Origin of the sequence: Simplicispira psychrophila DSM 11588, assembly GCF_000688255.1 — a bacterium.
GTDB lineage: Bacteria > Pseudomonadota > Gammaproteobacteria > Burkholderiales > Burkholderiaceae_C > Simplicispira > Simplicispira psychrophila.
In genome coordinates, this window is sequence record NZ_JHYS01000006.1 from 179,649 (window position 1) to 204,299 (window position 24,651).

Here is a 24,651-nt window from a genome sequence, read left to right on the forward strand (position 1 = left end):
AACCAGCGCCGGCAAGCTCCGGGCGCTGTCATGCAGCCATGACGCGGTTCTTGCCGGCGCGTTTGGCCAAGTACATGCCTTGGTCGGCGCGCCGGACGAGTGCCGTGCCGGATTCGCCTTCAGTGGCTTGCGCCACGCCGGCGCTGAAGGTGATGAGGATTTTTTCGTTACCCTGAAGAAAAAAGCGTGTCGTCAACTCGCGTTGGAGGCGCTGCAGGGCTTCGACCCCCTCGGGTAGAGCAGTATCAGGCAGCAGTAGCACGAATTCTTCACCGCCGTAGCGCGCCAGCATGTCTTGCGGCCGCATGACTGAGCGCACGACATCGGCCAAGTGGACCAACGCCGCGTCGCCGCTATCGTGTCCCAGCCGGTCGTTGATTTGTTTGAAATCGTCCACGTCGAGCAAGGCCGCACACAACGGGGATGCCGTGCGATGGGCGCGCGCCAGCTCGCGTTCTATTACTTCATTCAGCCCTTTGCGGTTGAGCGTGCCGGTGAGGGGGTCATTTCGGGCCTGGGCACTGACCCGATCCAGTTGTTGCTGGAGTTGCTCCAGTTCAAAGTGTTTTTGCTGTGTGCGTTCACGCAGGCTGGTCAGTTCGTCGTGCGCCATCTGGCTGTCCATGGCCATGGACCGGGTGGCCGTCATGACTTCTTTCAGTACCGGGGCAATTTCTTCCAGGGTGCTGGCACGGGTGATCTGCTGAGCGCAGTGCTCCATCATGTCGTGGTAGCCGCTGCTGGTTTCGGTCACGCTGGACAGGCGAGCAATGAAGGTGGAGAGCATTTCCTTCATTTGCTCTTGCGCTTCGACCATGCGGCCCTTGGCTTCAGTCTGTTTGAAGATGACGTCCCTCAAGCGCATATGCACGTTATCGAGGTGGCGCAAATTCAAGGGCTGGCTGGTGGCCGCCACCAGTGCTTCGGCCTGGCCTTGCAGCCAGTGGTCATCCTGGCTCAGGGCGGCGATGTTCTCGAACACCATGTGCAGCAATTGCAGCAACATGCCGCGAATGGCAGACTGGTCTTCGGTCGCAAAAGACAGGCGGTAGCTGAAGTTGCTCAGCATCAGTTGCACCGTACTGGCCGGGGGCGCTGGCTGGCGCAAGAACTCCATCAGCTGCATGCCCATCATGTGTACGCGTGCATCGTCCTCGTCCAGCGCCGGCAAGGTGTTTTCAATCACCCGCGCAAGTTGCATGGCCAGTTCGTCCGGCAGGGTCAGCAGGGTTTTGGATTCCTCCACTGTTTCGGGCGGGCTGCTGGCGAAGCTGGGGTTGAGGCCCAGATTGGCGTAACCTACCAGTACGCTTTGCAGTGCCGTCCAGTTGTGCTCGGCCACGGCAGTCGCAAACAAACCGAGCAGGCGTTTCTGTGCGGGTGTTTGGCCTGGAATGACGCGCAAAATTCTGCGCAGTGGCCCTTCTGGAAATGATTCGGCCGTGCGCTGGCCGGCGATTTCATCGTACAGTGCCCGATAGTTGTCGGGCGTAGGGGGGAGTTTGCGAAACACCAGCTGCTTGAGGGTTTCGCGTGCAATATCTGAAGGAAGTTGTTCCGCCATTGACAGGTACCAAAGCCAGATTGGGATGGAAGTCCAACTCCAAATCGATCGCCCATTCTATGGTCTTCGCTCTCATCGAGGGTGTGTGTCTTGCGTGGCTGCAGGGCACGTATTGCCGCATCATGATTTGCAAAACTGTTCGATGATGGTGAATGCAAGAAGGGGGCCGTCCTACAATCGGTTGCAACCAGTCCAGTACATGAAAATTCTTATCTCCAACGACGATGGCTACCAAGCGCCCGGTATCGTGGCTCTGTACGAAGCACTAAAAACCGTAGCAGAGGTGGAAGTGGTTGCGCCCGAGCACAACAACAGCGCCAAGTCCAACGCCTTGACCTTGCATTCACCCCTCTATGTGCAGACGGCACAAAACGGTTTTCGCTACGTGAATGGCACGCCCGCCGATTGTGTGCACATTGCCTTGACGGGGTTGCTGGGCTATCGACCCGACCTTGTCGTTTCTGGTATCAACAACGGTGCCAATATGGGGGACGACACCATTTATTCGGGGACCGTGGGTGCAGCGATGGAGGGCTATCTGTTTGGCGTTCCATCGATTGCATTTTCCCAAGTTGACAAAGGCTGGGGTGAAATTGAGGCTGCAGCGCAAAAAGCACGTGAAATTGTTCAGCAGATGCATATCAAGGATTTGGTAGGTCAAGCGCCCTGGCTGCTCAATATCAATATCCCTAACCTGCCGTTGCAGGCTCTTCAGCCGTTGCGGTTGTGTCGCCTCGGCAGGCGCCATGCCGCTGAACGTGTCATCGTCCAAGAAAGTCCGCGCGGTGAGACGATGTACTGGATCGGCGCTGCTGGCTCCGCCAAGGATGATGCTGAAGGAACCGATTTTCATGCAACAGCGTTAGGCCATGTGGCTGTCACGCCGCTGAAGGTAGATTTGACTGATCATGAGAACTTGGTTTATTGGGCGCAAACAGCAGCACGCATGGTGGCTTCAGCAGCCCAAGGCGTGCTTACGGGAAAAACAATTTCATGACGCAGCGACGGCCTGGTTTTCCTGCACGTCTTCCATCGTTCTCCGAAAGTACCCCCGGGTCTGCATTTGCACCACGCCGAGCAGTGTTGGGCACTCCTGCAGTATCAATGGGCGCCGCCATGGACTTTGCTGGCGTGCGCGCACGCATGGTGAAGCGGCTGGCGACGGGTGGAGTGACTGCAGCTGCGGTACTGCAGGCCATGGGGACGACAGAACGCCATCGCTTTGTAGATACTGCGTTAGGTAACCAAGCTTATGAAGATACCAGTCTGCCGATTGGGCTGGGGCAAACGATTTCCAAACCGAGTATTGTGGCGCGCATGGCCGAGTTGCTGCTGGGCGCAGAAGGCGTACGCGCCGGCGGTTTGGGTCGTGTGCTGGAAGTGGGCACCGGATGTGGTTATCAGGCGGCAGTTCTTAGCTTATTGGCGCGCGAGGTTTATTCCATTGAGCGTTTGCGTGGGCTGCATGAAAAAGCGCGCACCAATTTGCGCTATTTGCGCCTGACCAATGTGCATTTGCTATTTGGTGACGGAATGTTAGGTTATGCCAAGGGGGCGCCTTACGCGGCCATCGTGGCGGCTGCTGGCGGAACGTCACTGCCGCTGGAATGGTGTGAGCAATTGGCGGTGGGAGGGCGCTTGGTGGCGCCTATATCTGGTGCCGATGGTCAGCAAATGTTGCTGGTTGTTGACAAAACTCCACACGGATTGAAACAAAACGTGTTGGAGGCGGTTCATTTTGTCCCACTAAAATCGGGGGTAGCTTGAAGGAAAAATATTTATGATCGTATCGCGTGGACTTGCCGTTTTGGGTTCCGTAGCGCTGGCAAGTCTGGTTCTTGTTGGATGTGGAACCCGATTGAATAGGGCTCCTGTAGAGAATCGCGGCACATCTGCAGCCCAGGGAGTACAGCCTGGGAGCATTACAGCACCTGAGGTCAAGCTCTTGCCAGGAGCTGAAAATGCTGGAAAACCAGGTTATTACACTGTCAAGCCAGGAGATACCCTGATCCGCATTGGTTTGGAAACAGGACAAAGCTGGAAGGATGTTGCGCGCTGGAATAACCTTGAAAATGCCAATCTTATTGAGATTGGGCAAGTGCTGAGGGTGATGGCGCCAACACCTATCGTTGCAGTCGCTGCGCCTGATGCAAGAGGTGTGGTTACGCGTCCTGTGACTACCACAGTGGTTGCCCCGGCAGCACCTAGTGCGGCAAAGGCTGTGGTGGTGCCGGTTATCGCCAGTCCTGCGCCTGCGGCCAGTAGTGGAGAAGACGATATGGCTTTCATCTGGCCTTCGTCTGGCACGCTGTTGGCGGGCTTTGATGAGGCGCGTAACAAAGGTTATGACATCGCCGGAAAAGCTGGCGACCCGGTGCTGGCGGCCGCGGATGGGCGTGTGGTGTATGCCGGTGCTGGTTTGCGCGGCTATGGCAACCTGATCATTCTCAAGCACAACAATACGTTCTTGACGGCGTATGCCCATAACCAGTCTCTGCTGGTCAAAGAGGACCAAGCGGTGCGGCGAGGGCAAAAAATCGCTGAAATGGGTAGTACGGATGCCGATCGGGTAAAGCTGCATTTCGAAATCCGGCGCCAAGGCAAGCCTGTCGATCCCGTTCGCTATCTGCCGTTGCGTTGAGCAGTCAGTCATGGTTACCTCGGCTCTTGCAACGCACGATGCAGATACCCTTTCTTTTTCGTTTGAGGATGAAGCCTCTGAGGTAGATGGGCTGGCGATCTCGGTTGCACCAGAGGTGCGGGTTGTTTGCATGGGCTCGGAGCAACACGGGCAGCGCCTTGATCGTGCGCTGGCGGACACCGTTCTTGAATTTTCGCGCAGCTATCTGCAACAACTGCTAGCGCTGGGCGCCGTGAGTGTGAATGGCGCGGCGGTGGCCAAGCCGGCACAGCGTATCAAGGCGGGTGATCGTGTCTGTGTGGAAATGCGGCCGACGGTGCAAAGTCAGGCATTTCGACCCGAGTCAATGACAATTGATGTGGTTTATGAGGATGCCCATTTGTTGGTGGTGAATAAGCCAGCTGGCTTGGTGGTCCATCCTGCGCCGGGCAATTGGAGCGGTACGCTCCTCAACGGGCTGATGGGGCGTGATCCTGGGGCTGCGCAGGTGCCGCGCGCAGGTATCGTCCATCGACTGGACAAGGACACCAGTGGCTTGATGGTCGTGGCGCGCAGCCGCATCACTATGGACGCTTTGGTGCGTATGATTGCTGATCGGAAGGTGAGTCGCCAGTATCTGGCCTTGGCACACCGGCCGTGGCGCGGCATAGCCAAGAAGACAGTCGTGGCGCCGATCGGCCGTGATCCACGCAACCGGTTGCGTATGGCAGTGGTTGATCTGACTCTTCATCCAGGGAAAACTGCTAAAACCGATATTGAATTTTTGACCGGTGCTGATCTGGGATGTCTGGTGCGATGTAGCTTGCATACGGGGCGCACCCACCAGATACGAGTGCATATGGCTGATATAGGCCACCCACTCGTGGCCGATACCCTCTATGGCGGAGGGCAAGCTGCGGGCATGGAGCGACAGGCACTGCACGCGTTTCGCTTGGCGTTTATGCATCCGATCACAGGGCAGGCAATGGAGTTTCGTGCACCCTTGCCGACCGATTTATCAGCAGCGCTGCCTCAGTGGGGTTTGGAGATTCCGCTTATCTGACATGATCGTACTCTTGATTTTTGCTGTTTTCTGTGTCGTTTAGCACACGGCTGAACACTGACACTGCTTGCCTCAAGGTTTGGGTACATTGGAATACAATGTTCGCTCACTGCCAGTCAGGTCAGTTCTACTGCCACGTGCCATGCCAAGTTTGTATGCGACGGACTTACGCAATTTTCTTTTCTGCTCCTTTCTGTTGGTTAACGCTCTGTGCCAAGGCAAGGGTGTTATTTCCTTGAAACGCTGAATCATGAATACGGTGGATGCCAAGCGGGTTGTTGAAACTGCCTTGATCTGTTCGCCGCAACCTGTTGCAGTGCGTGATTTGCGTATGTTGTTCGATGATGCGTTGGGCTCCGATACACTCAAGTCTTTGTTACTCGAATTGCAGCAGGAGTGGGTTGCGCGCGGCGTCGAACTGGTCCAAGTAGCTAATGGATGGCGATTTCAGAGTCGACCTGAAATGCGCATGTACCTCGATCGTTTGCACACTGAAAAACCATCCCGGTACTCGCGAGCGACGCTGGAAATCTTGGCCATCATCGCCTATCGACAACCAGTGACGCGTGGCGACATTGAGGATATTCGAGGAGTGGCGGTAAACAGCCTGATCATCAAGCAATTTGAGGAGCGTGGCTGGGTCGAAGTGATCGGATACCGCGAAACGGTGGGGCGGCCCGCCCTACTGGCGACAACGCTGCAGTTTTTGGATGATTTGGGGCTGCACTCGTTAGAACAGTTGCCTGTCCTCAATGACACTGGAATGCACGAAGCAAATTTGCTGCAAGCAGCAGAGTTGGCGCTATCGTTATCGCCATTTGAGGCGGTAGTGCAATCGACATTGTCAGATGCTGCCAATAAAGAGTCGGCAAATATGCCAGCAGGTATGTTAGACAAGCCAGGATCTGAAATATTTGCCCTCGCTTCGCAAGATGGTGCGGGGGTACTCTCTATAGAACAAGTGGATGCTCCAGGCAGCATCCTGGAAAGCAATTTATGACAAAAGCAATGACACCTCTTGCGAGAAGAGAGAGGGGGTCGAACACCAATGCATCCTCTGTGAATATGGGCTACCAGTTTTCCGATGTGGTGTCTGGGCAGTTCGATGCGGATGAGGCGACCGCCGAGGCGATCCCTTTAAAGCGGGTGTTACAGCCTCAAGTCGAAACGCCAAAGCTCCACAAGGTTTTGGCTCAGGCCGGTATGGGTTCGCGCCTTGAGATGGAGCAACTCATTCTTGAAGGCCGTATTTCGGTCAATAACGAGCCTGCCCACGTAGGACAGCGCATCCAGCATGGCGACCAGATCAAGGTCAATGGTAAGCCTATTCGTTACCGCATTGATCCTCCGCCCGCCCGTGTTATTGCATACCACAAGCCTGTGGGTGAAGTAGTCACTAACGATGATCCACAAAATCGTCCCACGGTATTCCGCAAATTGCCCCGCCAAGTTCAAGGCAAGTGGCAATCGGTGGGTCGTCTGGACTTGAATACGGAAGGCTTGCTGCTGTTTACTAGCTCAGGCGAGTTGGCCAACAAGTTGATGCATCCAAGATTCGGCCTTGAGCGTGAATACGCCGTTCGCGTTCTCGGGGCTCTCAGTAATGAAGAAAAAACACGCTTGCTGGATGGTGTCCAGCTTGACGATGGTTTTGCGTCTTTTGGATCTATCGAAGATGGTGGTGGCGAGGGATCTAATTGCTGGTATCGCGTCACTATCTCGGAGGGGCGTAATCGCGAGGTGCGACGCATGCTGGAGGCGGTAGGCCATGCCGTTAGCCGTCTTATCCGTATTCGTTATGGTGCCATGGTGCTGCCTCGAGGTCTGAAGCGCGGAGCATGGATGGAGTTGGATGAGCGTGATATCCAGGCGCTCTTGAAGGCAGCGGGGGCAGATCGTGCTGTCAAACCAGAAGATCGCAAGGAGCTTGCTGGTCGTGCGGATAGTCGCGTTGCGCCAGGTCGCTCGGGACGCGCAACACCCCAGGGAAGACCAGGAGGTCTTGTGCAGAGGGGAAGTGGTAGCAGAACTGATGTCCGAGGAGATAAAAGTCGCAGCGCTAACTCTCGGCAAGGGGTCCCAGTTCAGCCTGACCCTTTAAAAACATCAGTCGGTTACATCGGTGCTGACAGCCTTTCGCGACAGCGCCAAGAGCAGCGCAAGAGTGCTAAAGGAGGCGCTGGTGGTAGCACCGGCTCTAGAGGTAGAAGCGGCGGCAGTCGCTGATGTGCTGATAGGGTGAATCGTGCGGGTTACAATCAAAAGCTTTGTCTTGAAGACGAAACGCATCTAAAAATACTCTTTATTCAGGAATTTAAAAATGGCTATCGAACGTACCCTTTCCATCATCAAGCCCGATGCTGTTGCTAAAAATGTCATCGGCCAGATCTATGCGCGCTTTGAATCCGCTGGTTTGAAGGTAATCGCAGCGCGTATGGCACATTTGTCCCGCTTGGAAGCAGAGCAGTTTTATGGTGTACATAAAGACCGCCCTTTCTTCAAAGATTTGGTTGACTTCATGATCTCTGGTCCTGTCATGATTCAGGCGCTTGAAGGCGAAAGCGCCATCTTGAAAAATCGCGAATTGATGGGCGCCACGGACCCTAAAAAAGCTGAACCAGGTACCATTCGTGCCGATTTTGCTGACAGTATTGATGCAAACGCCGTCCATGGTTCTGATGCTCCAGAAACTGCTCAAGTCGAAATCGGGTTCTTTTTCGCTGGCATGAGCGTTTTCGCACGCTGACATGGCACGTCCCCATGCCAGATATTCCCGTAGTGACGGGTGGCCTGCGCTTGGGGTTTTAGGGGCGCATGGGCGCTCTCTTTGGAGTCGCTGTGACTACCAATCTTCTTGAATTTGATCTCGATGGTCTAGTTGTTTTTTGTGAGCAATTGGGTGAGAAGCGCTTTCGGGCGACTCAATTGTTTCGCTGGATTCACCAACGTGGAGCGCACGATTTCGACCAGATGACCGATCTGGCCAAGTCTTTGCGCGAAAAGCTCAAAGGCTGCGCGCATGTGCAAGCTCTTCCTGTCCTCAGCGAACATCGTTCTACTGACGGCACCGTCAAGTGGTTGTTTGATGTGGGTGCTGGCAATGCAGTAGAGGCAGTTTTCATACCTGAAGATGATCGAGGCACGTTGTGTGTGTCATCCCAAGCGGGCTGTGCTGTGGGCTGTCGATTCTGTTCGACAGGACATCAAGGCTTTAGCCGCAATCTGACTACTGGCGAAATTTTGGCGCAACTATGGTTCGCCGAGCATTCGCTGCGAAAACGCTTTGCTACGACTGAGCGCGTTATTTCCAATGTTGTCATGATGGGAATGGGCGAGCCGCTGCAGAATTATTCTGCTTTGGTCCCCGCATTGCGCGCCATGCTTGATGACCATGGCTACGGCCTGTCACGCAGACGGGTCACTGTATCTACATCTGGCGTTGTGCCAATGATAGATCGATTAGCGCAGGATTGCCCCGTTGCTCTTGCCGTATCACTTCATGCAGCCAATGATCCTCTTCGCAGCAATCTAGTCCCTCTAAATCTAAAGTATCCAATACATGAATTGCTGGATGCATGTAATCGCTATCTTGAGCATGCGCCACGAGATTTTATTACATTTGAATATTGTATGTTGGATGGCGTTAATGATCAGCCAGAGCATGCGCAGCAATTGATTTCCTTGGTGCATGCATATCGGCGCCCAGGAGTATGGTGTAAATTTAACCTTATTCCTTTTAATCCATTTCCGGTTTCTGGATTACACCGTTCTGCTGCTGGGCAAGTGGCTATTTTTGCGAAATTATTGAGTGATGCAGGCATTGTTACCACCGTACGAAAGACCCGTGGTGATGACATCGATGCTGCTTGTGGTCAACTTGCCGGAGAGGTTCAGGATCGTACTCGTGTGACTGAGCGAATGGCTAAGCGTCGCACAATCATGCTGCTGCCTGCAGAGCACTTTGCCAATGATAAAAAGGAAATGTGAGATGGCGGAGAGCTTCGTGCAGTGGCGTCAGGTGTTTGCTAGATGTTTTGTTGCGGGAATATTGGTTCTTGGGGTGATTAGTGTTTCAGGGTGTGCTACATCCCTTCGAAGGGTGTCTGGTGTTGATTCGTATTCACAAGATTTAACACAATCGGATGAATCAGAAGCGCGTCGGCGTGCACAAATTCGACTACAACTGGCGGCGAATTATTTCGAATCAGGTCAAACTACAGTGGCATTGGATGAAGTCAACAAATCATTAGTGACTGATCCGACTTATGCCGATGCATATAATTTACGCGGTCTAATTTATATGCGTTTGAGCGATTATTCAAAGGCAGAAAATAATTTTCTCCAAGCCCTGAGCATAGATTCTCAGGGTTCTGGTATTTTGCATAACTATGCGTGGTTGTTATGTCAGGAAAAAAAATATACTGAAGCGGATAAGTATTTTGACCGGGTATTGACCAGTCCTAACTATGCTGCACGAAGCAAAACGCTGATGGCTCAGGGCTTGTGTCGCGCTAGAGCGGGTGACAACGAGCAAGCAGAGAAGTCACTTGTTAAGGCTTATGAGATGGATGCTAGTAATCCTATCGTAGCCTACAACTTGGCCAGCCTGCTGTTACAGCGCAAGGAGTTAATTCGTGCGCAGTTTTATATTCGACGTTTGAACAACAGTGACTTAGCCAATGCTGAATCGCTGTGGCTTGGCATAAAGGTAGAGTATGCGCTGGGTGATTCGATAGCTTTACGCCAGCTCGGGAGTCAATTAAAGAGACGTTTTGGAGACTCCCCCGAGCAAATTTTGTATGACCGGGGTAATTTCAATGAGTGAACTAAATAATGCCAGTCAAGCGCTTGACTTGGGTATAGAGACTGGTGAATTTCCCGCCTCTCCTGGAAAGTTATTACGAGCGGCACGTGAGGCTGCTGGAGTGCATATCGCTGCACTAGCCGGTTCATTAAAAGTTTCTGTCAATAAACTGGAGGCGCTTGAAAATGATGATTTTTCAGTATTGCCTGATGCAGTATTTGCGCGTGCATTGGCTTCCAGTATTTGCCGTGCCCTAGGTTTTGATGCAACGGCTGTGTTGAAGCTGATGCCTAAAAATGAAGTTGCTAATTTTTCTACAACCAGCACTAGTATTAATGCAAAGTTTAAGGATGGTTCGCGAAAGATAGGAAGAAATTCTTTTTTGGAGCATCTTACGCGTCCAGTCAGCGTGGCTGTTGTTATTTTGTTGTTGGGAGTGTTAGCGCTGCTATTCGTTCCGTTTAGTGGCGAATCGCCAGCCATTTCAAATAAAAATTCGCAACTTGAGTTGAATGTACCTGAGTCTGAAGCTGTTATTGCCTCAACGTCGTCCGTAGTTAGTCTGCTTGACGCTACTCCAGCGGCTAAGTTGGTTGCAGAGGATAGTATTGTGCCTAAAACTGTGTCCTCAATATCTGCACAAATAGGTGCTGCTTTCCCCGATACTGTAGCGCCACCTGTTCCTGCTGGTTTGCTTGAGTTTAGAGCGTTAGGTGAGTCTTGGGTGCAAGTGCGGGATGCGACTAAAATGGTGGTCTTTGAACGTACGTTGGTTAAAGGGCAAACCGCCTCTGCCATGGGCACTTTGCCGTTGACGGTAGTAGTCGGTAGGGCAGATGCTACTGAAGTTTTTGTTCGTGGCAAGGTTTTTGATCTTGCTAGCGTAGTCAAAGAAAATGTCGCTCGTTTCGAGGTAAAGCAGTGAAAACGTCAGGAGACACTGCAGTTGCCATACAGATTGCATCGCCTGTAGCGCGCAGCACACGCCAAGCACGCATCACTTGGGGGCTTCGCACTGTGACAGTCGGTGGTGATGCACCGGTACGTGTGCAATCCATGACGAATACAGATACCGTGGATGCTGTGGCAACTGCTATTCAGGTGAAGGAGTTGGCGCAGGCTGGATCTGAGTTGGTACGGATCACGGTCAATACGCCAGAAGCTGCTGCAGCTGTACCTTATGTACGCGAGCAGCTGGATAGGATGGGCATAGACGTTCCTTTAGTCGGTGATTTTCACTACAACGGTCATAAGCTGCTTACCGACTATCCTGGATGTGCAGAAGCGTTGTCAAAATATCGTATCAACCCGGGCAATGTTGGTAAGGGTAGCAAGCGTGATCGTCAGTTTGGACAAATGATAGAAGCCGCTATGCGCTGGAACAAGGCAGTGCGTATTGGCGTCAACTGGGGTAGCTTGGATCAAGAGCTGTTGGCTTCCTTGATGGATCAGAATAATCAGAGACAATCCCCCTGGGAAGCGCGCCAAGTGATGTATGAGGCCTTGATTACCTCTGCTGTTCAGTCTGCACAGCGTGCTGAAGAAATGGGTTTGAGCGGTAACCAAATAATCTTGTCGTGCAAAGTCAGTGGAGTTCAAGATCTCATTTCCGTATACCGTGCGTTGGCACGCCGCTGTGAATACGCTTTGCATCTTGGCTTGACTGAAGCAGGAATGGGAACGAAAGGCACTGTGGCATCTGCTGCAGCCATGTCTGTGCTGCTTCAAGAAGGTATTGGAGATACGATTCGCGTTTCTTTGACGCCACAGCCCGGCGAATCACGTACACAAGAAGTTGTGATTGCATCAGAAATTTTGCAAGCATTAGGACTGCGAATTTTTGTCCCTAGTGTGACTGCTTGTCCTGGTTGTGGACGCACTACTAGCACGACGTTCCAAGAACTGGCAAAGCAGATCGACGATTTTTTACGCACCCAAATGCCTGTTTGGAAAACTAAATATCCGGGAGTTGAGGCACTCAAAGTGGCTGTAATGGGTTGTATCGTCAATGGCCCAGGTGAGAGTAAGCATGCTGATATTGGTATTAGCCTGCCTGGGACTGGTGAAATTCCTGCAGCTCCCATATTTATTGATGGGGAAAAAGTAATGACTTTGCGGGGCGATAATATTGCAAATGATTTTCAGCAATTAGTAGAAAAATATATCAAAAATCGATTTGAAATCGTAAAATAAACTCTTTTAAATTAAGTTTATATTTTTAATATAGACTAATTTTAGTCAAATCAAATATTAATTTGATTTAATAAAAATTTTATTAAAAATAAAGTGTTGTAATTGCAGTGAAAAATAATCGTATTATTAAAATTGAAAAATTAGCTGCAGTTAAAGGTATGAACGATATCATGCCGCCAGAGTCAGCTCGTTGGGAGTGGTTTGAAGAAAAAGTACGAGATTTGATGGGTCGCTATGCCTATCGAAATATGCGTACTCCCATCATTGAACCGACAGCGCTTTTTGTACGTGGATTAGGCGAGGTTACAGATATTGTCGAAAAAGAAATGTATTCTTTTGATGATAGATTGAATGGTGAGCAGCTTACTTTACGCCCTGAAGCTACCGCAGGGGTTGTCCGCGCTGTTGTAGAGCACTCGATGCTCTATGAGGGGGGGAAGCGTCTTTATTATATGGGCCCAATGTTTCGTCATGAGCGCCCTCAGCGTGGTCGATATCGTCAGTTTCATCAAGTAGGGGCTGAAGCACTTGGATTTTCTGGTGCTGAAATTGATGCAGAGCTGATTCTTTTAGCTGATAATTTGTGGCGCTCGTTAGGCCTCAAAAATGTGCGCCTCGAAATAAATAGCCTAGGTCAACCAAATGAAAGAAAAGCCCATCGTGAGGCATTAATTGCATATTTTGAACATCACGTTGATCTTCTTGATGAAGATGCCCGGCGTCGTTTATATAGCAATCCCTTGCGTATTCTTGATTCAAAAAATATTACCATGAAATTAATTGTCGAGTCTGCTCCGCGGTTGATTGATTTTTTGGGCGAAGAGTCAAGAGCTCATTTGAGTAAAGTTCAAAATATTCTTGATGCTAATAATATTGTTTGGACTTTAAATCCGCGCTTGGTGCGCGGTATGGACTACTATAATTTGACCGTTTTTGAATTTATTACTGATCAGCTTGGCTCTCAAGGAACTATTTGTGGTGGTGGCCGTTATGATTATTTGATAGAGCAAATTGGTGGAAAACCTGCGCCTGCTGTCGGCTGGGCGTTAGGTGTAGAACGAGTACTGGAATTACTTAAAGAGCAGGAGCAAGTGATTCCCGCTCCTGCACCTGATGCTTATGCTGTAGTGCAGATCGCTGCGGATTTACCACGTGTAATGAATATTCTTCAGCAGTTGCGAGAAAGGGGAGTGTGTGTCCAAATGCATACCCCTGCCAACTCTATCGATGGGATGGGTAGTATTAAAAACCAGTTTAAAAAAGCTGATGCAAGTGGTGCTTGCTACGCGCTTATTTTTGGATCAGACGAATTGCTTCGCCAATGCGTGGGTGTGAAATCGCTGCGTGATAGTAAAGCAGCCCAGATTGAGAAACCCCTTGAGGCTATAGCCGAATGGGCCAGTACTCTACAATCCAACTGTTAATTTCAATCTAAACTATGGCAAATCACCTTGATCTCGAAGAACAAGAGCAGCTTGATCAGCTCAAGCATTTTTGGAATACTTGGGGCGCTCTTATAAGTTCCATATTAGTGGTGATCTTTGGATTATTTGCAATCTGGAATGGTTACCAATTTTGGCAAAACCGTGAGGCGTTACAAGCAGCGGCCTTATTGGATGCAGTAGAAAATGCAGGAAAGATTGGTGATGAAAATCGACTAGAGCAAGCATTTATTGATATTCGTCGTAAATATGGGAGTACAAACCAAGCTGGGCAGGCAGGTTTAATAGTAGCTAAAGTCGAAATTGAAAAAGGAAATATGGATGCGGCCCAAAGCGCTCTGGAGTGGGTGGCAGGCTATGCTTCAGATGATGGATACAAGGCTCTTGCTCAGTTGCGTTTAGCCAGCCTTCTAATGGAGAAAGAATCCTATGATGGTGCGCTCCAGCATCTATCCGGTAAATTTTCTCCAGAATTTGATTCGATTATTGCTGATCGTAAAGGAGATATATTGGTATTGCAAAATAAAAAACAGCAAGCAATTGTAGAATATAATCATTCTTATTCAGCCATTAACGATGAAGCAGATTATCGCCGTTTGTTGGAAGTCAAGTTGAATGCATTGGGTGTACAGCCTCAAGTTCTAGCAGGTTTGACCACTGGAGGGATGGCAAAGTGATAGGAGTCACTCATCAATTTTTGATCTCTAAAATTTCACGTGCAGTCGTCACTACGCTACTCATAACAGGTTTGATGGGATGCTCTTTGTGGGGTGGTGGCGCCAATAAACCTAAACCTGCAGAGCTTGGGGGCAATGTTTCTGTCATGGGAGTACACCAAGCATGGGTAGCCCAATTAGGCTCTAAGGCAAGTGCCCAACTGGTGCCCCATGTGAATGGCAATACGATCACTTTTGCTTCGGTAGACGGTGTCGTGGCCTCCATTGACCCGCGTACTGGTGGCGATGTTTGGCGAGCAAATTTAGGAGAGCAGCTCGCTGCAGGAGTAGGTAGTGATGGGCGCTGGGCGGCAGTAGTGTCGCAAGGCAATGAGTTAGTGGTACTGGAGGCGGGCCGGGAACAATGGCGTTACCGTCTTGCGGCACAAGTCTATACATCACCTCTTGTGGCTGGAGGTCGAGTTTTTGTTCTTGCCGCTGACCGCAGCATCATGGCATTCGATGCTGCAGATGGACGTCGTTTGTGGAGTCAAGCGCGACTTGGGGAGCCTCTCATATTGCGCCAGCCAGGAGTTCTTCTTGCTGCGGGTGAGACTTTACTTGTTGGCGTGTCAGGTCGCTTGGTCGGCCTTAACCCGGATAATGGTGCCGGGCGATGGGAAATTCCGCTGGCTAGCCCACGAGGTACCAATGATGTTGAACGTCTGGTTGAGTTGGTTGGACCTGCAAGTCGAGTAAATGAAAGTGTGTGTGTTCGAGCTTTCCAAGCTAGTGTTGGATGTGTTGATGCAACACGCGTCACACTCAAGTGGACGCAAGTTTCGAACGGAATTGTAGGCTTGGACGGTGATGAAGTAACGGTATATGGAACGCAAAGTAATGGTGTTATTGCTGCCTGGGGTCGCAATGATGGCTCTCGAGTGTGGTCATCAGAGCGTTTACAGTACCGTAAGCTTACTGCGCCTTTGTTATTAGGTCGATCAGTGGTGGTGGGTGATGACTCAGGCTTAGTGCATTTTCTGTCTCGTGAGGATGGTGTACCGTTGAATCGAGTTATCACTGATGGATCAGGTATCGCTCTCGCTCCTGTAGCTTTAGGTGATACGCTGGTAGTAGTTACCCGCAAGGGAAGTGTTTATGGTTTTCGCCCAGATTGATGAAAAGTAGTTTGCAATGAAGCCAGTTATCGCCTTGGTAGGGCGTCCAAACGTCGGTAAATCGACGCTTTTCAACCGACTTACTAAATCCAGAGATGCCATCGTGGCAGATTTTTCTGGTTTGACGCGTGACCGACATTATGGTAATGGCAAGCAAGGGAAACACGAATACATTGTTATCGATACAGGTGGGTTTGAGCCCGATGCTGCGAGTGGTATCTATCGTGAGATGGCACGGCAAACGCAACAAGCCGTTGCTGAAGCTGATGTGGTCATCTTTGTCCTGGATGCTCGCGCTGGTTTATCTGCACAAGACCACGATATTGGAAAATATTTACGCCGTCTGGGTAAGCCGTGTGTATTAGCTGCGAATAAAGCTGAGGGTATGTTAGAAGGCGCACAGCTATCAGAATTTTATGAACTGGGGTTGGGGGCTGTTCATGCTGTTTCGGCTGCACATGGGCAAGGCATAAAGGATCTTGTCGAGTTAGCTTTTGAACCTCTTCACTTGCCTGATCCAGATGAAGAAGTGGATAGTCAAGATCAACATGTCATTAAATTGGCGGTGGCAGGACGTCCCAATGTAGGCAAATCCACATTGATCAATACATGGCTTGGAGAGGAGCGTTTGGTGGCATTTGATATGCCAGGAACCACGCGAGATGCTATATCTGTACCATTTGAACGGAACGGTCAACGTTTTGATTTGATTGATACAGCAGGACTTCGTCGAAAGGGCAAAGTCTTTGAAGCGATTGAGAAATTTTCCGTAGTAAAAACCCTTCAGGCGATTGAGTCTGCAAGTGTTGTTCTTTTATTGTTGGATGCCTCTCAAGGTGTGACTGACCAAGACGCGCACATCGCAGGTTACATTCTTGAGAGCGGGCGTGCTGTTGTAGTTGCAGTCAACAAGTGGGATGCAGTGGATGACTATCAGCGTCAGATGTTACAGCGCTCTATCGAGACTCGCTTGCCTTTCTTGAAATTTGCAGCTCTTCATTTCATCTCTGCTAAAAAAAGACAAGGCTTGGCCCCGTTATGGCTTGCAATTTCACAAGCGCATAAAGCAGCAATGTGCAAGATGCCAACTCCGGTGTTAACACGACTTTTGCTGGAGGCAGTACAGTTTCAAAGTCCAAAGCGAGCGGGAATGTTCCGTCCTAAAATGCGCTATGCTCATCAAGGAGGTATGAACCCACCAGTGATCGTGATTCATGGAAACTCGCTTGAGCATGTAACTAATGCGTATAAACGATTCTTGGAAGGACGTTTTCGGAAAGAATTTTTCTTGGTTGGAACGCCTTTGCGCATCGAGATGAAGACTTCACACAACCCTTTCTCAGACAAAGAGTAACGGCTAGCATCCGAATATTCCTTTTTTACTAAAACGATTTCGGTATTGCACCAGGGGCATTCTTTACTATGGTAAGGTGTCTCTTTACAACAACAATTTTGAACACGGAGAATATCGTGAGCAATAAAAGTCAACTTCTTCAAGATCCATTTCTCAATGCTCTACGACGCGAGCATGTGCCAGTTTCAATTTATCTTGTAAATGGTATCAAGCTCCAAGGCCAAATTGAATCCTTCGATCAATATGTAGTGCTTTTGCGGAATACAGTTACTCAGATGGTTTATAAGCATGCTATTTCGACTATCGTACCTGGCCGAGCTGTGAATTTTTCTACTGCTGAAGAATCTGAGCCTATAGAGGGTGGAGTCTGAATACGGTATTGAATAGCGTGCAGTGCATGATTGATATACGTGCTGTGGCTTAAGGCAGATTGATATGAGTGGATCAAATGTGGCCAGTCGTGTGGTAATTCCCGTCTTGCTTGTGGGTGTGGATTTAGGATTGCCTCAATTTGATGCAGATCTTGAAGAATTAGGATTGCTTGCACAAACCGCTGGTCTTACTCCGGTTGCGCGCTTGGTATGTAAACGTAAAGCTCCTGATGCTGCTCTGTTTGTAGGAAGCGGTAAAGCTGATGAAATTCGTGTTCTTGTAGAAATGCATGGAGCAGTTGAAGTTATTTTTGATCAGTCACTGAGTCCTGCTCAGCAGCGTAACCTTGAACGTCATTTGGACCTTCCTGTCAGTGACAGAACCCTTTTGATTCTTGAGATTTTTGCTCAGCGTGCACGTAGCCATGAAGGAAAATTGCAAGTTGAACTCGCGCGTCTACAGTATCTCAGTACTCGCTTGGTGAGGCGATGGTCACACTTGGAGCGTCAACGCGGCGGAATTGGTGCACGTGGTGGGCCTGGTGAAACTCAAATTGAGCTGGATCGTCGGATGATTAGTGAAAGTATCAAACGTACCCGTGAGCGTTTAAATAAAGTAAAACGTCAGCGAGCTACACAGCGACGCCAACGGGATCGGCGTGACACGTTTAATATTTCATTGGTTGGTTATACCAATACTGGGAAAACAACCCTATTTAACTCTCTAGTCAAGGCTCGCTCTTATGCTGCAAATCAGCTTTTTGCAACCCTTGATACTACTACACGTCAATTATATTTGAGTGATGCGAATCGATCTGTCTCTTTGTCAGATACGGTAGGATTTATTCGTGATCTACCCCACAGTCTAATTAATGCATTTCAGGCTACATTGCAAGAAGCTATTGATGCGGATTTGTTACTGCATGTTGTCGATGCGTCTAGTCCTAATTTAATTGAGCAGATTACCCAAGTGCAGCGGGTACTAGCTGAAATTGGAGCAGCAGATGTTCCACAAATTCTGATTTTCAATAAATTAGATATGTTAGATTTTGCCAAACGGCCTTCACAACTGCAAGATAGCTATAAAATTACTGGACGTCAGTTGCAGCGTATATTTGTCAGTGCTCATAACGGCGAAGGCCTGGCAGAATTGCGCCAGCAATTGGCAGCAATAGTGGTGGCTGGTAAAGAATCTGATATAACCTTAGAGTCCGCTGCTGAATTTAAAGAGAACGACATTTGATTGGGCACAATGCCGCTTCAGTCAATGTTTTTTGAGATCCGAGATTTGCATGAATCAATCATTTCGCGCCCGCCGTTGGGCACTATTGCCTCAACGCTTGCGGGAGATGTTCAATCTGAACGATCCCCGCTGGGGTCGAGGTGATGATAGCTCAGACGGCAACCGGCTAGAGCCTGAAAGGCCAGTCCAACAGTCACCGTCAGGTGATCGTCAAAAAGAGCCAAAACCAGGTGGACAGCCTCCAGATCTTGATGAACTCTGGCGAGATCTTAATCGTAAACTAGCCGGATTATTTGGTGGAAAAAATCCTCGAAGCCCCATCGAGGGCGGAAATAATGGTGGATTTCAGCCTGATATGAAAAATGCAGGTGTTGGCGTAGGGTTAATTGCTGGTATTGCTGTAGTAATCTGGTTGGGTACGGGATTTTTTATTGTGCAAGAAGGCCAGCAGGCTGTTATTACTCAGTTTGGTAATTATAAAGGGACTGTCGGCGCTGGTTTCAATTGGCGTCTTCCATACCCAATACAACGCCATGAGTTGGTTTTTGTGACACAAATTCGATCGGTTGATGTGGGGCGTGACAACATCATTAAATCAACAGGGTTGCGTGAGTCTGCCATGCTGACGGAAGATGAAAATATTGTTGAAATAAAATTTGCTGTGCAGTATCGGCTAAACGATGCACGTGCTTGGCTTTTTGAGAGTAAAAACCCTTCTGATGCGGTTGTGCAGGTTGCTGAGACTGCTGTCCGTGAGGTAGTAGGAAAAATGCGTATGGACACTGCATTGGCTGAAGAGCGAGATCAAATTGCGCCGCGAGTCCGCACTCTCATGCAGACCATTCTTGATCGATACAACATCGGAGTCGAGGTAGTAGGCATCAATCTGCAACAGGGCGGTGTGCGGCCCCCAGAGCAAGTGCAGGCAGCTTTTGACGATGTACTTAAAGCAGGCCAGGAGCGCGAGCGTGCAAAAAATGAAGCACAAGCCTACGCCAATGATGTCATTCCTCGTGCAGTAGGTTCCGCCTCTCGCTTAAAAGAAGAAGCAGATGCTTATAAGGCGCGTATTGTGGCTCAAACTCAGGGCGATGCGCAGCGATTTAGCGCTATTTTTACAGAGTATCAGAAGGCGCCTCGGGTGATACGTGACCGTATGTATCTTGAGTCTATGCAGCAGATATACAGTAATGTCACCAAGGTTCTGGTGGATTCACGACAGGGTGCAAATTTGTTGTACTTGCCATTAGATAAAATTATACAAGGAGTTGCTCAGCAGACTGAAGCAGCACCAACCTCTTCACTTCCATCTAGTGCGCCTGTTATAGCGCCTTCAATACTTTCGAATGACACTCGAACGCGCGATACTAATCGTACGCGTGATCGTGAGTCACGCTAGGAGCAGCATGTGAACAGAGTTGGATTTATTGCATCTTCTCTTCTTGTAGTGCTAGCGCTTTTAAGCTCTATGCTATTTGTTGTAGATCAGAGACAATTTGGTATTGTTTACGCGCTCGGACAGATCAAAGATGTCATTGTTAAGCCTGGTTTGAATTTTAAGTTGCCGCCACCATTCCAAAATGTATCTTATTTAGATAAGCGACTATTGACACTTGATAGTACTGATACAGAGCCTATGCTGACTGCGGAGAAGCAGCGTGTAGTAATTGACTGGTATGTGCGTTGGCGTATCAGCGAGCCATCCGAATATATCCGCAATGTAGGCTTAGATGAAAATGCTGGTACTCTGCAACTCAATCGAGTAGTACGCAATGCCTTTCAAGAAGAAATCAATAAACGTACGGTCAAAGAGTTGCTTTCGCTTAAGCGTGAGCCACTGATGGCAGACGTAAAGCGCGAGGTTTTGGAGTCTGTGCGAGGCGCCAAGCCTTGGGGTATCGATGTGGTGGATGTGCGCATTACGCGCGTCGACTATGTAGAAGCCATTACTGAGTCTGTCTATCGCCGTATGGAGGCGGAGCGCAAGCGTGTTGCAAATGAATTGCGTTCTACAGGGGCCGCTGAAGGTGAAAAAATTCGTGCAGATGCGGATCGTCAGCGCGAAATAACTGTTGCCAATGCTTACCGTGATGCGCAGAAGGTGAAGGGGGAGGGCGATGCTGAGGCTACGCGTGTGTATGCTGAAGCATTTGGTAAAGACCCACAGTTTGCGCAGTTCTATCGCAGTCTTGAGGCCTATAAAGCCAGTTTTAGTAAAAAGGGGGATGTCATGGTTCTTGACCCCGCATCATCAGAGTTCTTTAAAGTTTTTCAAGGCTCAGTACCAATATCCGCTGTCTCGCGTAAATAGTCTGGTGTTCTGCCGAGCTTTATTCTTGAGCGATTTTTTGACTTGTAGCCAAATAATATATGCTATTTCGGCTATAGGCAGCTAATAAGGGGTGGTGATGCATGCTGATGCAGCTAAGACACCGCCATACTAGTTTCTGGCTTTTTCACTCTCCCTATATTGCTCCGGTTATACCGATGCCATGGCAGTACTGATATTGATTGTTAATGCCATTGCAGCAGACACTGCTGCAATGGCTGAGAGCGTTTCCCCTGACCAGTAGAATCATGTCTTCAACATCCCCCCATCTTTCCATGTCTGCTTGGCTCCTTCCGGATCATATTGCCGATGTCTTGCCTTCTGAGGCCGGTCACATCGAAGAATTGCGTCGCGGATTGCTCGACACAGCGCGCAGTTATGGGTATGAGCTGGTAATGCCGCCGTTACTGGAGCATTTGGAGTCATTGCTGACAGGCGCAGGTGAGGCGCTGGATTTGCAAACCTTCAAGCTGGTGGATCAGATTTCCGGCCGCATGATGGGCTTGCGAGCAGATACCACTCAACAAGTTGCGCGTATAGATGCTCATCTGCTCAACCGTCAAGGCGTTACACGCCTTTGCTATTGTGGACCAGCGCTGCACACATGGCCTGACCGTCCTCATGCAACCCGTGAGCCACTTCAATTTGGTGCTGAGATTTATGGATATGCAGGTGTTGAGGCCGACTTGGAAGTGTTGGAGTTGGCGTTGGCGTGCTTGCGTGTAGCAGATGTCCGTGATATCAGCGTTGACTTAGCTGACGTTCGTATAGTGCGCAGTTTGCTGGCAGGCGTACCAGTAGAGGCAGAGGTTTTACGTGAAGTTCATGCCGCCTTGGCTGTCAAAGATGCAAGTGAATTGGCTATCTTGACACGTGATTTTCCTGCGTCATCACGTGATGGTTTGCAGGCGCTGCTGCAGCTTTACGGTGATAAGTCTGTTCTTATTGAGGCTGAAAAAGCGCTGAAAAAGACGCCAGCTGTGCGCAATATGCTATCAAATTTAAAGTTGATTGCTGATCGTATTAGTGGTGCGTCAGTGACTTTCGATTTGGCTGATTTACGCGGATACGCTTATTACAGCGGGATGCGTTTTTCTGTCTATGCTAAGAGCGCGAGTGATACGTTAGTTCGTGGTGGCCGTTACGATGAAGTTGGAGCTGTCTTTGGTCGGAATCGGCCGGCAGCAGGGTTTAGCCTCGATTTAAAGCAATTAATTGACGCTGTTCCGAGACGTATTTTTAAGGCTGCTATTCGTGCGCCTTGGGCTGAGACTGTGGATGCTCGTGCTGCAATTGTGGCTTTGCGTGTCAGTGGTGAGACTGTGGTGTGCTCGTTGCCAGGATGTGGCCGAGAGGAAGATGATTTATTTTGTGATCGCGAACTGGTGTACGCCGATGGGCGCTGGATCGTGCAGGCCGTTTGAGCATTTGATAATTGAATTGGGTTTGAGATGAAAACTACCAAAGGTCGTAATGTGGTTGTGGTGGGTACGCAGTGGGGGGATGAAGGCAAAGGCAAGCTGGTTGACTGGCTAACCGAAAGTGCTCAAGGAGTAGTCCGCTTTCAAGGTGGCCACAATGCTGGTCATACATTGGTCATCAATGGTGTTAAGACAGCTCTGCATCTTATCCCGAGCGGAATAATGCGTGCAGGTGTAAAATGCTATATTGGCAATGGTGTTGTCTTATCTGCTGGCAAGCTGTTTGAAGAAATCGAAGGGCTCGAAAAAGCCGGTGTTGAAGTACGCTCTAGGTTGCGTATAAGCGAAGCTTGTCCATTAATTTTGCCGTTCCATGCTGCGTTGGATGTAGCACGTGAAGCAGCACGTGAGCAAGGGGGATCAGAAAAAATTGGTACCACTGGCCGAGGCATTGGCCCCGCATATGAAGACAAAATCGCACGTCGCGCGTTACGAGTTCAGGACCTTAAGTACCCTGAACGATTTGCTTCGAAGCTGAAAGAGCTCTTGCATCTGCATAATCATGTCTTAAGCACTTTTCTGGGTTCAGCAAAATTTGATTTTGGTGCTGTCTTAGCACCCTATATGCGCGATGGTCTGGTGGAGTTTCAGCCAGTGTACGATGAAGCTATGCGCCATGCGCAACTCCTTCAGTCTATGATGGCCGATGTTTCTCGGGAATTGAATGATGCCCATCAGCAAGGTGCAAATCTCTTGTTTGAGGGAGCACAGGGAACATTGCTGGACGTAGACCATGGCACCTATCCTTATGTGACGTCTAGCAACTGCGTGGCAGGGAATGCGGCAGCAGGGTCAGGGGTTGGCCCGGGCATGCTTCATTACATCTTGGGCATCACTAAAGCGTATTGCACACGTGTAGGTGGCGGACCATTTCCTACTGAATTGGATTGGGAAGTGCCAGGAACGCCGGGCTACCACATGAGCACTGTAGGTGCTGAAAAGGGGGTTACAACTGGCCGAAGCCGCCGCTGTGGTTGGTTTGACGCTGCCTTGCTGAAGCGCAGCGCGCAAGTCAACGGCTTGTCCGGGCTTTGCATCACCAAACTGGACGTGCTTGACGGTTTGAAAGAACTATTGTTGTGTACTGGCTATGAGTTAGATGGTAAGCATATCGACTTGCTGCCTATGGGTGCAGATGATATTTCCCGCTGCAAGCCGATTTACGAAAGAATGGACGGCTGGACAGATTCCACTGTAGGTATCACGCAATATGATGATCTTCCCATCAATGCACGTCTCTATTTGCAGCGCATTGAGCATGTAACCGGTGTGCGGGTGGCATTGGTTTCCACCAGCCCGGATCGTGACCACACCATCATGAGGCAGCACCCTTACTTGGCTGAGTAACCTCCAAAGTGGAAGCGAGGGTTAAGTTGTTAAGTGTAATAAGCTATTAAATGAGGAGTGGGAAATGTTGACGGAAGATGGCAAGCACTTGTACGTAAGCTACGACGAATACCACAATCTGATCGAAAAATTGGCAATCAAGGTGCATCAATCTGGTTGGAATTTCGACACTATCTTGTGTTTGGCGCGGGGGGGAATGCGACCAGGAGACATTTTGAGTCGCATCTTTGATAAGCCTCTTGCCATCATGTCAACCAGCTCTTATCGAGCGGACGCAGGAACGACCCAGGGAAATTTGGACATAGCTCGATTCATCACTACACCCAACGGCGAAATTGCAGGTCGTGTGCTCTTGGTCGATGATTTGGCAGACTCAGGGCACACTTTACATGCAGTGATCGACATGTTGCAAACTAGCTATACACCAATCACCGAGTTACGCAGTGCCGTCATTTGGACTAAAGGGATTTCAAGTTTTACGCCTGACTACTCGGTCGAATTCTTGGCTACTAACCCATGGATTCATCAGCCGTTCGAGGCGTACGATGGCCTTAGTCCGGGTAAGTTGCTGGAAAAGTGGCGAGTGTAAAATTTCCCCGAATTATTGTGCTATAGTTCTCCCTCTATCTTACACGCAAGGCTTTTTAGAGGTCATTGTGTGTAGAGCCAGGAGGTTGGTTTCAAAAGCCGGCAAGTGGCGGCTGCGAAAGCGGCGGGGAGAGAAAAGTTTTGGGTTTTGGAGGAAAGGGGTAAAAACCCGATGTATACTTCAAGGCTTGGCTGGAAACGATAGCTACTTCGGTAGTTGTAGTGTTCAGCGAAACGGCTAGAAAGTTTAAATAACCTTCTAGTTGACAGGGATTAAAAAACTCTGTTAGAATTCAAGGCTCAGCTGATCGCAGCTAAGCAGGCAGAAAAAAAGACCTCGGTCTTATAAATCTGTCAGGAACCTTAAAAATATACAGCCGATAAGCGTGGGCGTTTGAAGGCGATTGCCAAGTTCTTT

General features: G+C 49.6%; 23 protein-coding genes. 22 read left to right on the forward strand and 1 reads right to left on the reverse strand.

All coding sequences use genetic code 11. The features are described from left to right. Window positions 1-28 precede the first annotated feature (28 nt). Window positions 29-1,564 (reverse strand): GGDEF domain-containing protein, encoded by a 1,536-nt coding sequence (locus Q390_RS0108590; RefSeq protein ID WP_027995696.1) that lies wholly within the window; start codon window positions 1,562-1,564, stop codon window positions 29-31. Between the two features lie 199 nt (window positions 1,565-1,763). Here Q390_RS0108590 and surE point away from each other — a divergent pair, with 199 nt between their 5' ends. From surE to Q390_RS0108740, 22 genes are all read left to right on the forward strand, one after another. Continuing rightward, the gene (gene surE / locus Q390_RS0108595) at window positions 1,764-2,561 is read left to right on the forward strand and encodes a 5'/3'-nucleotidase SurE (RefSeq protein WP_027995697.1); all 798 of its coding nucleotides are present in this window, start codon (window positions 1,764-1,766) and stop codon (window positions 2,559-2,561) included. Beyond that, a complete protein-coding gene (locus Q390_RS0108600; RefSeq protein ID WP_027995698.1) occupies window positions 2,558-3,331 on the forward strand; it encodes a protein-L-isoaspartate(D-aspartate) O-methyltransferase in 774 nt (257 codons plus the stop codon). The genes surE and Q390_RS0108600 overlap by 4 nt, the downstream gene beginning before the upstream one ends. A 13-nt stretch (window positions 3,332-3,344) precedes the next feature. Next, window positions 3,345-4,205, forward strand: coding sequence for a peptidoglycan DD-metalloendopeptidase family protein (locus Q390_RS0108605; RefSeq protein WP_027995699.1), 861 nt, complete (start codon window positions 3,345-3,347; stop codon window positions 4,203-4,205). 10 nt (window positions 4,206-4,215) lie between these two features. After that, a complete protein-coding gene (locus tag Q390_RS0108610) occupies window positions 4,216-5,247 on the forward strand; it encodes an RluA family pseudouridine synthase (protein WP_051603135.1) in 1,032 nt (343 codons plus the stop codon). A 250-nt stretch (window positions 5,248-5,497) separates the two neighbouring features. After that, complete coding sequence (gene scpB, locus Q390_RS18015) at window positions 5,498-6,247, forward strand: SMC-Scp complex subunit ScpB (protein WP_084153832.1); 750 nt, start codon at window positions 5,498-5,500, stop codon at window positions 6,245-6,247. Next, a complete protein-coding gene (locus Q390_RS19455) occupies window positions 6,244-7,473 on the forward strand; it encodes a pseudouridine synthase (RefSeq protein WP_084153833.1) in 1,230 nt (409 codons plus the stop codon). Before scpB ends, Q390_RS19455 begins: the two co-directional genes overlap by 4 nt. Window positions 7,474-7,567: 94 nt before the next feature. Next, the gene (gene ndk / locus Q390_RS0108635; protein WP_027995704.1) at window positions 7,568-7,993 is read left to right on the forward strand and encodes a nucleoside-diphosphate kinase; all 426 of its coding nucleotides are present in this window, start codon (window positions 7,568-7,570) and stop codon (window positions 7,991-7,993) included. A gap of 92 nt (window positions 7,994-8,085) precedes the next feature. Continuing rightward, complete coding sequence (rlmN, locus tag Q390_RS19460) at window positions 8,086-9,234, forward strand: dual-specificity RNA methyltransferase RlmN (protein WP_084153838.1); 1,149 nt, start codon at window positions 8,086-8,088, stop codon at window positions 9,232-9,234. Window position 9,235: 1 nt separating this feature from the next. Continuing rightward, window positions 9,236-10,072, forward strand: a complete 837-nt coding sequence (gene pilW, locus Q390_RS0108660; protein ID WP_027995705.1) for a type IV pilus biogenesis/stability protein PilW — start codon at window positions 9,236-9,238, stop codon at window positions 10,070-10,072. Beyond that, window positions 10,047-10,976: a helix-turn-helix domain-containing protein gene (locus tag Q390_RS19465; protein ID WP_084153834.1), complete on the forward strand. Its 930-nt coding sequence runs from the start codon at window positions 10,047-10,049 to the stop codon at window positions 10,974-10,976. Before pilW ends, Q390_RS19465 begins: the two co-directional genes overlap by 26 nt. Then, complete coding sequence (ispG, locus tag Q390_RS19470) at window positions 10,973-12,244, forward strand: flavodoxin-dependent (E)-4-hydroxy-3-methylbut-2-enyl-diphosphate synthase (RefSeq protein ID WP_084153835.1); 1,272 nt, start codon at window positions 10,973-10,975, stop codon at window positions 12,242-12,244. Before Q390_RS19465 ends, ispG begins: the two co-directional genes overlap by 4 nt. Window positions 12,245-12,375: 131 nt before the next feature. After that, the gene (gene hisS / locus Q390_RS19475; protein ID WP_084153839.1) at window positions 12,376-13,668 is read left to right on the forward strand and encodes a histidine--tRNA ligase; all 1,293 of its coding nucleotides are present in this window, start codon (window positions 12,376-12,378) and stop codon (window positions 13,666-13,668) included. A 14-nt stretch (window positions 13,669-13,682) separates the two neighbouring features. Further along, a complete protein-coding gene (locus Q390_RS0108680; protein WP_027995708.1) occupies window positions 13,683-14,363 on the forward strand; it encodes a YfgM family protein in 681 nt (226 codons plus the stop codon). Window positions 14,364-14,383: 20 nt separating this feature from the next. Continuing rightward, entirely contained in the window at window positions 14,384-15,520 is a 1,137-nt protein-coding gene (gene bamB, locus Q390_RS19480; RefSeq protein ID WP_281174778.1) for an outer membrane protein assembly factor BamB, read from the forward strand. 16 nt (window positions 15,521-15,536) lie between these two features. Then, window positions 15,537-16,874: a ribosome biogenesis GTPase Der gene (gene der, locus Q390_RS18025; RefSeq protein ID WP_037472543.1), complete on the forward strand. Its 1,338-nt coding sequence runs from the start codon at window positions 15,537-15,539 to the stop codon at window positions 16,872-16,874. Window positions 16,875-16,990: 116 nt separating this feature from the next. Continuing rightward, entirely contained in the window at window positions 16,991-17,245 is a 255-nt protein-coding gene (gene hfq, locus Q390_RS19485) for an RNA chaperone Hfq (protein ID WP_425423943.1), read from the forward strand. 64 nt (window positions 17,246-17,309) lie between these two features. Then, complete coding sequence (gene hflX / locus Q390_RS19490) at window positions 17,310-18,488, forward strand: GTPase HflX (RefSeq protein ID WP_084153836.1); 1,179 nt, start codon at window positions 17,310-17,312, stop codon at window positions 18,486-18,488. 49 nt (window positions 18,489-18,537) lie between these two features. Further along, complete coding sequence (gene hflK / locus Q390_RS19495) at window positions 18,538-19,887, forward strand: FtsH protease activity modulator HflK (RefSeq protein WP_084153837.1); 1,350 nt, start codon at window positions 18,538-18,540, stop codon at window positions 19,885-19,887. A 9-nt stretch (window positions 19,888-19,896) separates the two neighbouring features. After that, the gene (gene hflC, locus Q390_RS0108715) at window positions 19,897-20,799 is read left to right on the forward strand and encodes a protease modulator HflC (protein WP_027995713.1); all 903 of its coding nucleotides are present in this window, start codon (window positions 19,897-19,899) and stop codon (window positions 20,797-20,799) included. 293 nt (window positions 20,800-21,092) lie between these two features. Further along, window positions 21,093-22,241, forward strand: coding sequence for an ATP phosphoribosyltransferase regulatory subunit (locus Q390_RS0108720; protein WP_027995714.1), 1,149 nt, complete (start codon window positions 21,093-21,095; stop codon window positions 22,239-22,241). A gap of 27 nt (window positions 22,242-22,268) precedes the next feature. Next, window positions 22,269-23,645, forward strand: a complete 1,377-nt coding sequence (locus Q390_RS18030; protein ID WP_037472545.1) for an adenylosuccinate synthase — start codon at window positions 22,269-22,271, stop codon at window positions 23,643-23,645. Between the two features lie 64 nt (window positions 23,646-23,709). After that, entirely contained in the window at window positions 23,710-24,234 is a 525-nt protein-coding gene (locus Q390_RS0108740; RefSeq protein ID WP_027995717.1) for a phosphoribosyltransferase, read from the forward strand. Window positions 24,235-24,651 lie beyond the last annotated feature (417 nt).